The organism is Pseudomonas sp. QTF5, from assembly GCF_000512695.2.
GTDB lineage: Bacteria > Pseudomonadota > Gammaproteobacteria > Pseudomonadales > Pseudomonadaceae > Aquipseudomonas.
Map to the genome: position 1 here is coordinate 77,850 of NZ_AZRW02000016.1, position 14,474 is coordinate 92,323.

Here is a 14,474-nt window from a genome sequence, read left to right on the forward strand (position 1 = left end):
TATGTAAGAGAATGCTTACATAACGTTAAAGGGTCAGAATTGTCCTGCGTCCAGCAGGAACAGCGATTCGCTACCCGCCTTTACCGACGCGCTCAACGAGTGAATACGCGGCAGTAGACGTGCGAAATAGAACCGCGCCGTACCGAGTTTGCTCGCGTAGAAATCGTCCTGCGCTTCTTTACCGAAGGCTGCCTTGGCCATCAGTGCCCACATGTAGGCGTAGGCCATGTAACCGAATGCTTGCAGATACTCGACCGACGCCGCGCCGATCTCGTTCGGGTTGTTTTTCGCCCGGTCCAGCAACCACGCGGTCAGGTCGTCGAGGGTGTCCACCGCATCATTCAGCGGCTGGGTGAACTCCGCCAGGTCAGCATTGGCGGTTGCGGTGAAGTGACGAATCTCGTCAGCGAACAGTTTGTAGAACGCCCCGCCGCTGCCGACGATCTTGCGTCCTACAAGGTCCAGCGCCTGAATGCCATTGGTGCCTTCGTAGATCTGAGTGATCCGTACATCACGAACCAGTTGCTCCTGGCCCCACTCACGGATGTAGCCGTGACCGCCAAAAACCTGCTGGCCATGAACCGTGGTTTCCAGACCCAGATCGGTCAGGAAGGCCTTGGCCACTGGCGTCAGCAGTGCAACCAGATCTTCTGCGCGCTTGCGGGCGGTGGCGTCTTCGCTGAACTTGGCGGTGTCCAGTTGCATCGCCACGTAAGTGGAGAAGGCACGGCCGCCTTCGTTCGAGGCTTTCATGGTCAGCAGCATTCGACGCACGTCCGGGTGGACGATGATCGGGTCAGCCACCTTGTCCTTGTTCTGCGCACCGGTCGGCGAGCGGCTTTGCAGGCGGTCGCGAGCGTATTCGACGGCGTTCTGGTACGAGCGCTCGCCAGTGGCCAAGCCCTGAATACCGACGCCCAGACGCTCGTAGTTCATCATGGTGAACATCGCCGCAAGGCCTTTGTTCGGCTCGCCGACCAGATAACCCACGGCTTCGTCGAAGTTCATAACGCAGGTCGCGGACGCCTGGATGCCCATCTTGTGTTCGATCGAACCACAATTTGCCGGGTTACGCGCGCCCAGGCTGCCATCGGCATTGACCATGAACTTCGGCACCAGGAACAACGAAATGCCTTTCGGCCCCGCCGGTGCGTCCGGCAGTTTGGCCAGTACCAGGTGAATGATGTTCTCGGTCAGGTCGTGTTCGCCGCCGGTGATGAAGATTTTGGTGCCGCTGACTTTGTAGGAACCATCGGCCTGAGGCTCGGCCTTGGTGCGGATGATCCCGAGGTCAGTACCGGCGTGCGGCTCGGTCAGGCACATGGAACCGGCCCAGACACCGGCGTACATGTTCGGCAGGTACGCGGCTTTCAGCTCTTCGCTGGCGTGGGCGTTGATCGACAGGCAAGCGCCGGCGGTCAGCATCGGGTACAGACCGAACGACAGGCTTGCGGAGTTGACCATTTCTTCGACCTGCGCCGAAACAGCCTTGGGCATGCCCATGCCGCCGTAGGTCGGATCGCCGCCGACACCGACCCAACCGCCTTCAGCGTAAGTCTGATAAGCCTGTGGGAAACCGGCCGGGGTGGTGACGGCACCGTCCGCCCAATGGCAACCTTCTTCGTCAGCTGCGCGGCTCAGGGGCGCGATGCTTTTGCTGGTGACCTTGCCGGCTTCTTCGAGAATGGCTTCAACCGTTTCCGCATCGACAGTCTCGGCCAGCGCAGGCAGTTCGGCCCAGAGTTTGGCGACCTCAAAAACTTCATTGAGGACGAAGCGCATATCGCGCAGGGGCGCTTTGTAGTCAGCCATGGCAAACCTCGCAAGATCTAAACAGGTGGTTCGTAGGAAGAGTGATTTCGTTATGTCCGAGTGTACCTCAACAACTTTTACGACACATAGGGTCAACTCATGACTGTTTTGTTATTTTTAGTCACTGAAGATCAGACGGATGTCTTAGGTCCGCCAAAACGCATTCGCGGGCAAGCCTCGCTCCTACGGTTCTATCGTTCACGTGAAATGCGTACGACACGACCTGTAGGAGCGAGGCTTGCCCGCGAAGCTTTTCAAGCCTAACCGTCAGAGCCCAAACAACTCCGCCGGCAGCTTCATCAGACAATCGCTGCCCGCCTCGATGGCCGCCCGATGAGCGGTGGTACGTGGCAGCAAACGCTTGAAGTAAAACTCGCTGGTCGCCAGTTTGCCCTGGCAGTAGTCGGCATCGCCGCCGCCCGCCTCCAACTGCGCCTGAGCCACCAACGCCATGCGTAGCCACAGGTAGCCGAGGATGATGTAGCCGCTGTACATCAGGTAATCCACCGAGGCAGCGCCGACTTCATCCGGATTTTTCATTGCGGCCATGCCGACCTTGGTGGTCAACTCGCCCCACTGCTGATTCAGACCATTGAGTTGCGCCGCATAGCTGCCGAGTTGCGGATGCTCAGCGTTTGTCACACAGAACTTATGAACGATTTTGGTGAAGCCGCGCAGCAGCTTTCCCTGACTGCCAAGGACTTTGCGCCCAAGCAAGTCGAGCGCCTGAATACCGTTGGTGCCTTCGTAGATCGGCGCGATCCGGCAGTCGCGAACCAGCTGTTCCATGCCCCACTCACGAATGAAACCGTGACCGCCAAACACCTGCATGCCGAGGTTGGTCACCTCCAACCCGGTGTCGGTCATGAAGGCTTTACAGATCGGTGTCAGGAACGCCAGCAAATCCTCGGCGTCCTGACGCGCCGTTTCATCCGGGCTCAGATGGGCAATATCCAGCAACTGCGCAGTGAAATAAGTCAGCGCCCGGTTGCCTTCGTTGAAGGCCTTCATGGTCAGCAACATCCTGCGCACATCGGGATGAACGATGATCGGGTCGGCGACTTTTTCCGGTGCTTTCGGGCCGGTCAGCGAGCGCATTTGCAGACGGTCGTTGGCGTATTTGATCGCCCCCTGGAAGCTTGCCTCACCCAGACACAGACCTTGCATGCCGGTGCCGAGCCGCGCGTGGTTCATCATGGTGAACATGCAGTTCAGGCCTTTGTTCGGCTCACCGATCAAGAAACCTTGGGCGTCGTCGAAATTCAGCACACAGGTGGCCGAGGCCTTGATGCCCATTTTGTGTTCGATCGAGCCGCAGGAAGCGCCATTGCGCTCGCCCGCCTCGCCCTCGGCATTGGGTAGGAATTTGGGAACGATAAACAGCGAAATGCCCTTGGTACCGGCAGGAGCGTCCGGCAGTTTGGCCAACACCAGGTGAATAATGTTGTCACTCATGTCGTGCTCGCCGGCGGAGATGAAAATCTTGCTGCCGGAGATCGCGTAACTGCCGTCAGCCTGAGGCACGGCGCGGGTCTTGATGATGCCCAGATCGGTGCCGCAATGGGCTTCGGTCAGGCACATGGTGCCGGTCCATTGGCCAGCGGTGAGCTTGCTCAGGTAGGTTTGTTTCTGTTCCTCGGTGCCATGGGCGTGAATCGCCGACATCGCACCGTGAGTCAGTCCGGGATACATGCCCCAGGAGGTGTTGCTGGAACCGACCATTTCGCTGATGACCAGCCCCAGAGAACTTGGCAAACCCTGGCCGCCGTAAGCCGGATCCGCCGCCAGACCATGCCAGCCGCCTTCAACGTATTGTGCGAAAGCCTGCTTGAAGCCTGTAGGCGTTGTGACCACGCCGCTGTCGAAATGGCAGCCTTCTTCGTCGCCGCTGCGGTTGAGCGGCGCGAGAACGTTCTCACAGAATTTCGCGCCTTCCTCAAGGATCGCATTGATCATGTCCGGGCTGGCATCGGTGGCGCCCAGGGCGGCGTAGTTGCTGTGAAAATCGAAGACGTGGTCGATCAGAAAGCGCATATCGCGCAGGGGAGCTTTGTACTCGGGCATGGTCATTTCTCCGGCAGCAGATTGCTCAAACCTACTGCCGCCAACCACGCCTCACAATCACAGTCCAGACGCTGAATGCGCCATCATCACTCAACCCGCAGCGGCGCCCATGCGCACCGCGCCACGGCGGTTCTGACCGAAGGCCATCACACAGTTTCGCCCCGCGCCTTTGGCGTTGTAGAGCGCCTGGTCAGCGGATTTGAGCACCTCTTCAGGCGTGCGCTGTTCCAGCCGTTCAGCGACACCGATGCTAAGCGTAACCGATACACTCGAGGCGCCTGAACCCGTGCGGCGCTGGCGCCCCTGTTGGTCATCCTGAGGGCGGTCGTCCTGATTGCGCAGCCGGATGTTGTAGGTGGCGATGGATTCGCGGATGACTTCCAGGTGCGGCATACACTCTTCGAGGGTCTTGCCTGCAAACACCAGAGCAAATTCTTCACCGCCATAGCGATATGCCCTACCGCCACCGCTGATTTTTGACAGCTTGCTGGCGACCAGTCGCAGCACTTGGTCGCCGACATCGTGACCATGGGTGTCGTTGAATTTCTTGAAGTGATCGACGTCGCCCATGGCCAGCACGTAATTGCGCCCCAGCCGTTGCATGCGTTCATTCAGGGCACGACGGCCCGGCAGACCGGTGAGTTCATCGCGGAAGGCCATCTGATAGGCCTCATGGGCAACCGCCGCAGCAATCATCAACATCACCTGGCTGCACATGATGTTTAGGGTGAATGGCAGGATGAAGGTTTTCGGCAACATCCAGAACAACCCCAACAGCCCCACCAATTGCGCAGCATGCAAGGGTCTTGGGTTGCGCCAGTATTGCCAGGCCAGTAACAGGAACGAGGCAATGAATACCGGATAAGACAACTGGATCAAGCTCATCCAGGCGCCATGCAGGGCTGGCCAGCGGATCTCCGACAGCCACATCAACAGCGCCTGCGGGTAACTTTGTTCCAGCCCCAACGCCACGCTACCGAACGCCAGCAACACGGCGAAGCGCGCCACCATGTCCTGGAACAGGTGAGTACGCTCTTGCCAGGCGGCAAACAAGCCAAACAGTAACGGCAACAGCAGACAGCACAGATGGAAGACCACGGCGGCGTCTTCACGAACTTTGCCGTTATCGCGGTAGTAGTCGGTCTGGGTGTCGAGCAGGAAGTAGGCGATGTACACCGTGACCATCAGAAACAGTTCACGCTGACGTCGGTAAACCGCGCAATACGCCCCGCCGAGCAACAGCACCAGGGTAGGCAGCACGTTGAACAGCGAAGTGAAGAAGACGTTGAGATCCTTGACGTAGGCAGCCGCAAGCCCCGCGAGCAGCAACAGCAGCGATGGCAAAAAATGACTGAAACGTACAGCGGAAGAACGCAGCAAGGGTAAAGCTCCGACCCGGCAATCAAAGATGGCATTGTGCCTGCATTTAAAGCAGCTAAGCACGTGCAATGTGACGGGTGTCACATCGCCATCCTCTTTAACGGCAGCAATGGAGTTCTTCTTAGCGTTTTAGTCAGGATTATTTACAGGCAACGCGGTTTTTATCAGACACAAAAAAACCGCTGCTCCCGAGGAAACAGCGGCTTTGTGAAGGACTGCGTAGGGCTTAGTAACCCAGTGCGAAGTCTTCTTCTTTCATGTCCATCAGGTTGTTGGCGCCCGACAGCATGGTGACAACGTGAGTGCGGGTACGCGGCAGGATGCGCTGGAAGTAGAAGCGCGCAGTCTGCAGCTTGGCGGTGTAGAACGCCTCTTCGGTGGTGCCGGCAGCCAGTTTCTCGGCAGCCAGACGCGCCATGTCAGCCCAGAAGTAGGCCAGGCAGGCGTAACCGGAGTACATCAGGTAGTCCACGGACGCGGCGCCAACTTCTTCGCGGTCTTTCATGGCCGCCATACCGACCTTCATGGTCAGTTCGCCCCACTCTTTGTTCAGCGCAGCCAATGGCTCGACGAACTCTTTGACCGCGTCATTGCCTTCGTTGGTCTGGCAGAACTTGTGGACGATCTTGGTGAAGCCTTTGAGCGCTTCGCCTTGAGTCATCAGCACTTTACGGCCCAGCAGGTCGAGTGCCTGGATACCGGTGGTGCCTTCGTACAGCATCGAAATGCGGCTGTCGCGAACGTTCTGCTCCATGCCCCACTCGGCGATGAAGCCGTGGCCGCCGTAGATTTGTACGCCGTGGTTAGCGGATTCGAAACCGACTTCAGTCATGAAGGCTTTTGCGATCGGCGTCATGAATGCCAGCAGCGCGTCGGCTTTCTTCTTCTCTTCTTCATCTACGCCGTACTTGACGATGTCGACTTGCTTGGCGGTGAAGTAAACCATCGCCCGGTTGCCTTCGGCGAAAGCCTTCATGGTCAACAGCATGCGACGTACGTCAGGGTGAACGATGATCGGGTCAGCGGCTTTGTCCGGTGCTTTCGGGCCAGTCAGGGAGCGCATTTGCAGACGATCGCGAGCGTATTTCAAGCCGCCCTGGAAGCCGATCTCGGCGTGTGCCAGACCTTGCAGAGCCGTACCCAGACGTGCGGTGTTCATAAAGGTGAACATGCAGTTCAGGCCTTTGTTCGCCGGGCCGATCAGGTAACCGGTGGCCGCGTCGAAGTTCATCACGCAAGTGGCGTTACCGTGGATGCCCATCTTGTGTTCCAGGGAACCGCAGGTCACAGCGTTGCGTTCGCCAATCGAGCCGTCTGCGTTTGGCAGGAATTTCGGAACGATGAACAGGGAAATGCCTTTGGTACCGGCCGGTGCATCCGGCAGACGTGCCAGAACGATGTGGACGATGTTGTCGGCCATGTCGTGTTCGCCGGCCGAGATGAAGATCTTGGTACCGGAAACTTTGTAGGAACCGTCGGCCTGAGGCTCGGCCTTGGTGCGCAGCATGCCCAGGTCAGTGCCGCAGTGCGGTTCGGTCAGGCACATGGTGCCGGTCCATTCGCCGGAAACCAGTTTGGTCAGGTAAGCGTCTTGCTGCTCAGGCGTACCGTGTTCGGAAATGGTGTTCATCGCGCCATGGGACAGGCCTGGGTACATGCCCCACGACCAGTTGGCTTCGCCAACCATTTCGCTGACAGCCAGCCCCAGAGACTCTGGCAGGCCTTGGCCGCCGTGCTCTACGTCGTGAGCCAGGCTCGGCCAGCCACCTTCAACGAATTGCTTGTAGGCTTCTTTGAAACCGGTCGGGGTTTTAACGCCGGACTCGCTCCAGGTGCAGCCTTCGGTGTCACCCACGCGGTTCAGCGGAGCCAGCACCTGCTCACAAAACTTGGCGCCTTCTTCGAGAATGGCGTCAACCATGTCCGGAGTTGCGTCTGCACAAGCCGGAAGGCTCTGATAGTGCGCTTCGTAGCCGAGCAGTTCGTCACGAACGAAGCGAATATCACGCAAGGGGGCCTTGTAGTCAGGCATAGCGATAAACCTCTGCTGATGTAACCGGGAATGAACGACCGCGTTGATTTGTTGTGGCGGTCAAACAGTTGTTTGAAACATACGTTTACGCCCAAATCTTGTCAAGCGCCGATCTTTTGCCGTTCGTCATCGCACCATGAAAACCTCGGCCACGCAGTTGCGCAAAGCCGTTGACTGAGCAACACGCCATGTAGGAGAGATTAGTTGAGGTAGAAGGACTTACGCAGAAAAACGCCGCGAACAGGCGCGGCGTTGGAGTAACGAATTCAGCGAGGGATCAGGCGAATGTATCGATCAGCGTACCGAGCATTTCATCGGATGCCTTGGCCACTTTGACGCCCAGTTCCACCTGGAACTTGCCTTGGGACATCTCAACCATATTGCTGGCCAGATCCGATTGCTGACTGCGGTCTACCGAACGCAGACGATCGACCTGAATCTCGGAGGATTGACTGGTGACCGAACGCTCGATGGTGTTGTTGGCGATCTGACCCGAAGCCTGATCGACACGGTTCTGCCCTGTCTGAATAGTGCTCAGACCGGCATAGAAAGCAGTGTTTCCTGAGATTTCCATGGGGGAACTCGTCCGACAAAGGATCAACAGCAGCCATTGAACCAGACACGCCGACAAAAGGCCCGACAAAAACACTAATGGCACAATGCCTTGCCATAGGTAAAACCCAGGCCAACCCTCTCAGTCCAGCAGATCCAGTTGCAGATGTTCGGCCACCGCGTCGGCTGTCACCGACTTGAGTTTCGGCACTCGCCCCAGACACGGCGCGGGAATGCGCTCGGCCAGCGTCGCGAGGTTCTCTTCCAGACGCGAGGTCTTCGGATCGATGATGTTGGCCACCCACCCTGCCAGCTGCAAACCATCCCGAGCAATCGCCTCGGCTGTCAGCAGTGCATGATTGATGCAACCCAACCGTACGCCGACCACCAGGATCACCGGCAGCCCCAGCGCCATGGCCAGGTCCGACAGATTGTCCTGATCCGCCAACGGCACTCGCCAGCCGCCAGCCCCTTCGATCAAGGTGAAGTCCGCCTGCATATCGAGAATCTGCCGCATCGGTGTCAACAGTGATTGCACAGTCAACGCCACGCCAGCCTCCCGCGCCGCCAGATGCGGTGCAATCGCCGGTTCGAACGCGACAGGATTGACCTGATCGTAAGTCAACGGTATCGAACACTCGGCCAACAGGGCCAGCGCATCGGCGTTGCGCAATCCCTTGGGCGTCAGCTCGCAACCGGAGGCCACCGGTTTGCCCGCTGCCGTGCTCAAGCCCGCCAATCGCGCGGCATGCAGCAAACCGGCGGCGACGGTGGTCTTGCCGACATCAGTGTCAGTACCGGTGATGAAATAGGCTGCGCTCATAAGGGTTTCTCCAACACGGCGTAAACCACTTGATAAGTCGCCGGCAATCCCTGTGCCTGACGAAACTGCTCGTAAGCCTCGATCAGGCCGAGAATCCGCGCCCTGCCGGTCAAACCACCCGGCCGACCGGGGTTCAGGTTGTGCGCCCCAAGCGCCTTGAGCTCATGGGTCAGGCTGCGGACATCGGGGTAATGCAACACATGCGGACGCGTTTCGAGGCTGACGACCTTCAAGCCGCTGCCCGCGCAAAGCTGTTGGTAAACACCGAACTCGCGGAAGCGGTTGACGTGCACCATGCCATCCACCTGACGCCAGCTGTCGCGCAATTCGTATAGAGTGCCTACACACAGACTAGCAAACGCGAAAATGCCGCCCGGTTTCAGCACGCGATGCGCTTCATTGAGCACCGAGGCGAAATCTGCGCACCATTGCACCGCCAGGCTGGAGAAGACCAGGTCGCAGGTCGAATCCCGTAACGGCAAGCGCTCGGCATCACCGGCAATAAAATGGGTGGCGCCGCCCAAGGGACGGGCGTGATTGAGCATGCCTTCTGCGATGTCCAACGCCACTCCGGCGCTCACAGGAAACTTCTCCGCCAAGGCTCGGCTGAAATACCCGGTGCCGCAGCCCATATCCAGCCAACGAGCAGGGACAAAATCTTCCGGTAACCGATGTAACAACTCGCTGCCCACGTCGCGCTGCAATTCGGCCACGCTGTCGTAGCTCGCCGCCGCACGGGAAAAGGATGCCGCCACCTGACGTTTGTCGGGCAAGCCGCCGGGCAGGTTGGGAAGGGATAAATCAGTCATCACCAAACTCATGCAAAAAGGCCTGAATCGCCCCCGCCACACCGTGGGGGTCTTCCAGAAGAAACGCGTGACTGGCCTGTTCAATCAGACCGATTTCGACATCCGGCAGCAGTGCCAGCAAGTCCCCCGCTGCTTCAGCCGGAACCAGCCCGTCGAGGCCGCCAAACAAATGCAATTGCGGGCCGCGAAACGCCTGCAGCGCTTGTCGGGTATCCAGCTGGGCGAGCAATTCCAGGCCGCTCATCAGCACCGGCGAAGATGTATGCGGTGCGCCAGCGAGCAACAGTCGCGACATCCCGCGCGGGTCTTCGGCACCTTGAGCGCACAGCAGCGAAAAACGTTTCAACGTCATGCGCGAGTCAGCTTTGTAGCCAGCCAGAAACGCATCGAAGGTTTCGCCGAGCATCGCGCTCGGCCACTGCTCATGGGCGACAAAAGAAGGGTTACTCGCCAAGGTCACCAAGCCGCAGCAGCGGTCACCCCGTCGCGCCGCCAACTCGGACGCCAGCATGCCGCCCAATGACCAGCCACCGAGCCAGGCATCCTGGGGCAGTGTCGCGTCCAACTCATCGAGCCATTCTTCAAGGTCGCTCGATTCCAGTTCCGGCAACGGCTCGATCTCGACGCGCAGGTGCTCATCCAAACCCTGCAGGGCAGCTACCAAAGGTTCCAGCGGCGAAATCCCGAGACCCCAACCCGGCAGCAGAATCAGACGATCACGCATGACTTGGCTCCGGTCCCAGTTGTTGAAAACATTCGGCCAGTCCATTTAACAATAGCTGTACCTGTGCCTCGCTGTGAGCGGCGGTCAGGGTTACGCGCAAGCGTGCGCTGCCCGCGGGCACGGTCGGTGGACGAATCGCAGTCACCATCAACCCGCGTTCGCGCAGCATCTGCGACAGTCGAACCGCACGCCCGGCATCGCCAATCATGATCGGCTGGATCGGCGTGAAGCTGTCCATCAACTCCAGGCCAATCTGTTCGGCGCCTTGGCGGAACTGGCGAATCAGCGTCTGCAGATGCTCACGTCGCCAGTGTTCACTGCGCAACAGTTCCAGGCTTTTCAGCGTCGCGCAGGCCAGCGCCGGCGGTTGGCTGGTGGTGTAGATGTAAGGGCGAGCGAACTGGATCAGGCTTTCGATCAACTCTTCAGTGCCGGCCACAAAAGCACCGGCCGTACCAAAAGCCTTGCCGAGGGTGCCGACCAACACCGGTACGTCTTCCTGACTCAGACCGAAATGCTCGACGATCCCGCCGCCATTGGCACCCAGCGGACCAAAACCGTGAGCGTCATCGACCATCAGCCAGGCGCCTTTGGCCTTGGCTTCCCGCGCCAGTGCCGGCAGGTCGGCGATGTCACCGTCCATGCTGAACACGCCATCGGTGACCACCAGGGTATTGCCGGTGGCCTTCTCAAGGCGCTTGGCCAGACTGGCCGCGTCGCTATGCAGATAGCGATTGAAACGCGCACCGGACAACAGCCCCGCATCCAGCAACGATGCGTGATTGAGACGGTCTTCCAGCACCGTATCGCCCTGTCCGACCAGTGAGGTGACTGCGCCGAGGTTGGCCATGTACCCGGTGGTGAATAGCAACGCTCGCGGGCGGCCGGTGAACTCGGCGAGGGCTTCTTCCAGTGCGTGATGGGGGCCGCTGTGGCCGATCACCAAATGCGAAGCGCCACCGCCCACGCCCCAACGCGACGCCCCGGCGCGCCAGGCTTCGATCACTTGCGGGTGATTGGCCAGGCCCAGGTAATCGTTGTTACAGAACGCCAGCAACGGCTGACCATCGACCACCACTTCCGGGCCCTGAGGGCTCTCGAGAAGCGGGCGCTGACGGTAAAGGTTTTCGGCACGACGGGCAGCAAGGCGTGCGGCGAGATCGAAAGACATGCAGGCCTCGAAGGTCAGATGTGGGGAGCTGTACTGACTTGTCTGGAGACCGGTCACGGCCATCGCGGGCAAGCCACGCTCCCACAGGTTGAGCGCGGTTAATGTGGGAGCGGGCTTGCTCGCGAAAGCAGTGTGACATTTAACATTGATGTCGGCTGTACTGACGCCTTCGCGAGCAAGTCGAATCGTCGCACCGCCGCTCCCACATTCGATTTGTGCTGGATCAGACGGCAGCGTTATAGAACTGCTCGCTGCTCTTCTGCTCCACCAGCGCTTGTTCGATCGCGGCCTGATGCACTTCGTCGGCGTGCTCTTCGCGCGCTTCTGGCAGGATGCCCAGACGCGAGAACAGTTGCATGTCCTTGTCCGCCTGCGGGTTGGCGGTGGTCAGCAGTTTTTCGCCGTAGAAAATCGAGTTGGCACCGGCAAAGAACGCCAGGGCCTGCATCTGTTCGTTCATCGCTTCACGGCCGGCGGACAGGCGCACGTGGGACTTCGGCATCAGGATGCGTGCGACCGCGAGCATGCGAATGAAATCGAACGGGTCGACATCATCGGCATTTTCCAGCGGTGTACCGGCGACTTTCACCAGCATGTTGATCGGCACCGACTCCGGATGCTCCGGCAGGTTGGCCAGCTGGATCAGCAGGTTGGCGCGGTCGTCGAGGGACTCGCCCATGCCGAGAATGCCGCCGGAGCAGATCTTCATTCCCGAATCCCGCACGTAGGCCAGGGTTTGCAGACGCTCGCTGTACGTACGGGTGGTGATGATGCTGCCGTAGAACTCAGGCGAAGTGTCGAGGTTGTGGTTGTAGTAGTCGAGGCCGGCCTTGGCCAGTGCTTCGGTCTGATCCTGATCCAGGCGACCGAGGGTCATGCAGGTTTCCAGACCCAGCGCTTTCACGCCTTCGACCATCTTCAGCACGTAAGGCATGTCTTTGGCCGACGGGTGTTTCCACGCCGCGCCCATGCAGAAACGGGTCGAACCGATGGCCTTGGCGCGAGCGGCCTCTTCGAGGACCTTCTGCACTTCCATCAGTTTTTCTTTTTCCAGGCCAGTGTTGTAGTGGCCGGACTGCGGACAATATTTGCAATCTTCCGGGCAAGCACCGGTTTTGATCGAGAGCAGCGTCGAGACCTGGACGCGGTTGGCGTCGAAATGCGCGCGGTGCACCGTCTGCGCCTGGAACAACAGGTCGTTGAATGGCTGAACGAAGAGTGCTTTGACTTCGGCCAAAGACCAGTCATGACGCAGGGTTGCAGTGGTGCTGGCGCTCATGGGCGTTTCCTTGTTTATGCTTGGCAAGCGGCTGGGGAATGGAATACCCACAGACGCGACACGGATGTTCGGCATATTTAAGGAAGACTCATGCACTGTCAACCACGATACGAAGGACCGGTTTACATCTGGTTAAAAAACAAACAGATCTGTTTGCTCTGCGCAGAAGCCGCGGACGACATCACACCCATCTGCATGGCCTGCGAAACCGAGTTGCCCTGGCTGGGCGATCAATGCCAAACCTGCGCCCTGCCCTTGCCCGCCACGGGCCTGACGTGCAGCCAATGCTTGAAACATCCGCCAGCGTTTGAGCGAGTCGCCGTACCCTGGACTTACAGCTTTCCCGTCGACAGTTTGATCACCCGCTTCAAGCACAACGCGAAGTGGCCATTTGGCCGCCTGCTCGCCGAACTTCTCACTCAGTTCCTGCAACATCGCTTCGATGAAGATCTGGACCGACCCGATGCGCTGATACCGGTACCGCTGGCCTCCAAACGTCTGCGTCAGCGGGGTTTCAACCAGGCGGCGATGCTCGCCCGCTGGCTCAGCGTCAGCCTCGACATTCCTTGTGATGAAACGCTGTTGCTGAGGATTCAGGACACCAGCGCGCAACAAGAGCTGAATGCCGACGCCCGTAAAAAGAACCTGCACCACGCCTTTGCCCTGGCGCCCGCGGCCTCGATCAAAGATCGTCACTTCGCCTTGGTGGATGATGTGCTGACCACCGGCGCCACCGCTCAGGCCCTGGCTCGCTTGTTGATGGATGCGGGGGCCGCGCGGGTCGACGTCTACTGCCTGGCCCGCACTCCCAAACCTGGCGATGGGGCCTGACTCAACGGTATTCAGTGTGTGCGAGCCTGCTCGCGATAGCGGTCTGACAGTCAGCTGCAACGTTGAATGTTAAGCCGTCATCGCGAGCAGGCTCGCTCCCACAAGGATAGGGTCTGACTTGACTCCCAGGCTTCCAGCCGCCAACGTCCTCCCCACTGCCACAGCCCAAAGCGTCTTGCCATGTCCTTGCCTACGTTGTTGTCCCAGCACATTGTCCGTCGTCCGCAGCGCATCGCGTTGCTGCAACACATCGCCGAACAAGGCTCGATCACCCGCGCGGCGAAAAGCGCGGGCCTGAGTTACAAAGCGGCGTGGGATGCCATCGACGAACTGAACAACCTCGCGCAGAAACCGCTCGTGGAGCGTAGCGTCGGCGGCAAGGGCGGCGGTGGCGCCAAGCTGTCCAGCGAAGGCGAGCGCGTGTTGCGTCTGTATCAAAAGTTGCAAGCCTTGCAGACCCAGGTGCTGGAAGCCGCCGAAGAGGCCAGTGACCTGGACTTGCTCGGTCGACTGATGCTCAGAACCAGCGCGCGCAATCAACTGCACGGCAAGGTCGTGGCGATCGATACACAGGGGCGCAACGACCGGATCCGTCTTGAACTGGCCGAAGGCTTGCGTATCGATGCGCAGATCACTCACGACAGCACCCTGCGCCTGGAACTGCAAACCGGCACCGAAGTGGTGGCACTGATCAAGGCCGGTTGGCTGGAGTTGCTGGGCATCGATCAAGCTGCAGCGCCCGACAACAACTGCCTGAAGGGCACGATTGAAGAAATCCTCGACGCCGACGACGGCCCCAGTGAAGTGCGCATCGGTTTGCCCAATGGCCAGACACTCTGCGCCCTGGCCGAACCGCTGCACTTGCAATCCCTCGGGCTTGCTAGCGGGAAAGCGGTGCTGGTGCAGTTTGCCCCATCCAACATTTTGCTCGGGACACCGCTCTGAAACAAAAGCGTCACTAACGCTCTTTATGGTGACTGCAAAAACCCGCAGGGAG

Annotated in this window: 12 protein-coding genes; 2 read left to right on the top strand and 10 right to left on the bottom strand. The window is 59.4% G+C overall.

Annotated features, from left to right (window positions below; translation table 11 throughout):
- Positions 1 to 33: 33 nt before the first annotated feature.
- The 10 genes from IC37_RS14910 to bioB all read right to left on the bottom strand — a co-directional run bounded on the left by IC37_RS14910 (position 34) and on the right by bioB (position 12,646).
- Entirely contained in the window at positions 34 to 1,812 is a 1,779-nt protein-coding gene (locus tag IC37_RS14910; protein ID WP_030129979.1) for an acyl-CoA dehydrogenase C-terminal domain-containing protein, read from the bottom strand.
- A gap of 267 nt (positions 1,813 to 2,079) precedes the next feature.
- Positions 2,080 to 3,876: an acyl-CoA dehydrogenase C-terminal domain-containing protein gene (locus IC37_RS14915; protein ID WP_030129978.1), complete on the bottom strand. Its 1,797-nt coding sequence runs from the start codon at positions 3,874 to 3,876 to the stop codon at positions 2,080 to 2,082.
- A gap of 90 nt (positions 3,877 to 3,966) precedes the next feature.
- Positions 3,967 to 5,256 (bottom strand): GGDEF domain-containing protein, encoded by a 1,290-nt coding sequence (locus IC37_RS14920; RefSeq protein ID WP_030129977.1) that lies wholly within the window; start codon positions 5,254 to 5,256, stop codon positions 3,967 to 3,969.
- A gap of 226 nt (positions 5,257 to 5,482) precedes the next feature.
- The gene (locus IC37_RS14925; protein ID WP_030129976.1) at positions 5,483 to 7,288 is read right to left on the bottom strand and encodes a phenylacyl-CoA dehydrogenase; all 1,806 of its coding nucleotides are present in this window, start codon (positions 7,286 to 7,288) and stop codon (positions 5,483 to 5,485) included.
- Positions 7,289 to 7,565: 277 nt separating this feature from the next.
- Positions 7,566 to 7,862, bottom strand: coding sequence for a hypothetical protein (locus tag IC37_RS14930; protein ID WP_030129975.1), 297 nt, complete (start codon positions 7,860 to 7,862; stop codon positions 7,566 to 7,568).
- 120 nt (positions 7,863 to 7,982) lie between these two features.
- Positions 7,983 to 8,663 (bottom strand): dethiobiotin synthase, encoded by a 681-nt coding sequence (gene bioD / locus IC37_RS14935; protein ID WP_030129974.1) that lies wholly within the window; start codon positions 8,661 to 8,663, stop codon positions 7,983 to 7,985.
- Positions 8,660 to 9,472, bottom strand: a complete 813-nt coding sequence (gene bioC, locus IC37_RS14940) for a malonyl-ACP O-methyltransferase BioC (protein WP_030129973.1) — start codon at positions 9,470 to 9,472, stop codon at positions 8,660 to 8,662. Before bioC ends, bioD begins: the two co-directional genes overlap by 4 nt.
- On the bottom strand, positions 9,465 to 10,196 hold the full coding sequence (locus tag IC37_RS14945; RefSeq protein WP_030129972.1) for an alpha/beta fold hydrolase: 732 nt from the start codon (positions 10,194 to 10,196) through the stop codon (positions 9,465 to 9,467). Before IC37_RS14945 ends, bioC begins: the two co-directional genes overlap by 8 nt.
- A complete protein-coding gene (bioF, locus tag IC37_RS14950) occupies positions 10,189 to 11,367 on the bottom strand; it encodes an 8-amino-7-oxononanoate synthase (RefSeq protein WP_030129971.1) in 1,179 nt (392 codons plus the stop codon). The genes IC37_RS14945 and bioF overlap by 8 nt, the downstream gene beginning before the upstream one ends.
- A 223-nt stretch (positions 11,368 to 11,590) precedes the next feature.
- On the bottom strand, positions 11,591 to 12,646 hold the full coding sequence (gene bioB, locus IC37_RS14955) for a biotin synthase BioB (protein WP_030129970.1): 1,056 nt from the start codon (positions 12,644 to 12,646) through the stop codon (positions 11,591 to 11,593).
- 90 nt (positions 12,647 to 12,736) lie between these two features.
- On the opposite strand from bioB, the gene IC37_RS14960 reads away from it, so the two are divergent.
- Both IC37_RS14960 and IC37_RS14965 read left to right on the top strand, forming a co-directional pair.
- On the top strand, positions 12,737 to 13,477 hold the full coding sequence (locus IC37_RS14960; protein WP_030129969.1) for a ComF family protein: 741 nt from the start codon (positions 12,737 to 12,739) through the stop codon (positions 13,475 to 13,477).
- Between the two features lie 180 nt (positions 13,478 to 13,657).
- Complete coding sequence (locus IC37_RS14965; RefSeq protein ID WP_030129968.1) at positions 13,658 to 14,422, top strand: TOBE domain-containing protein; 765 nt, start codon at positions 13,658 to 13,660, stop codon at positions 14,420 to 14,422.
- The last annotated feature ends 52 nt before the right edge of the window (positions 14,423 to 14,474 follow it).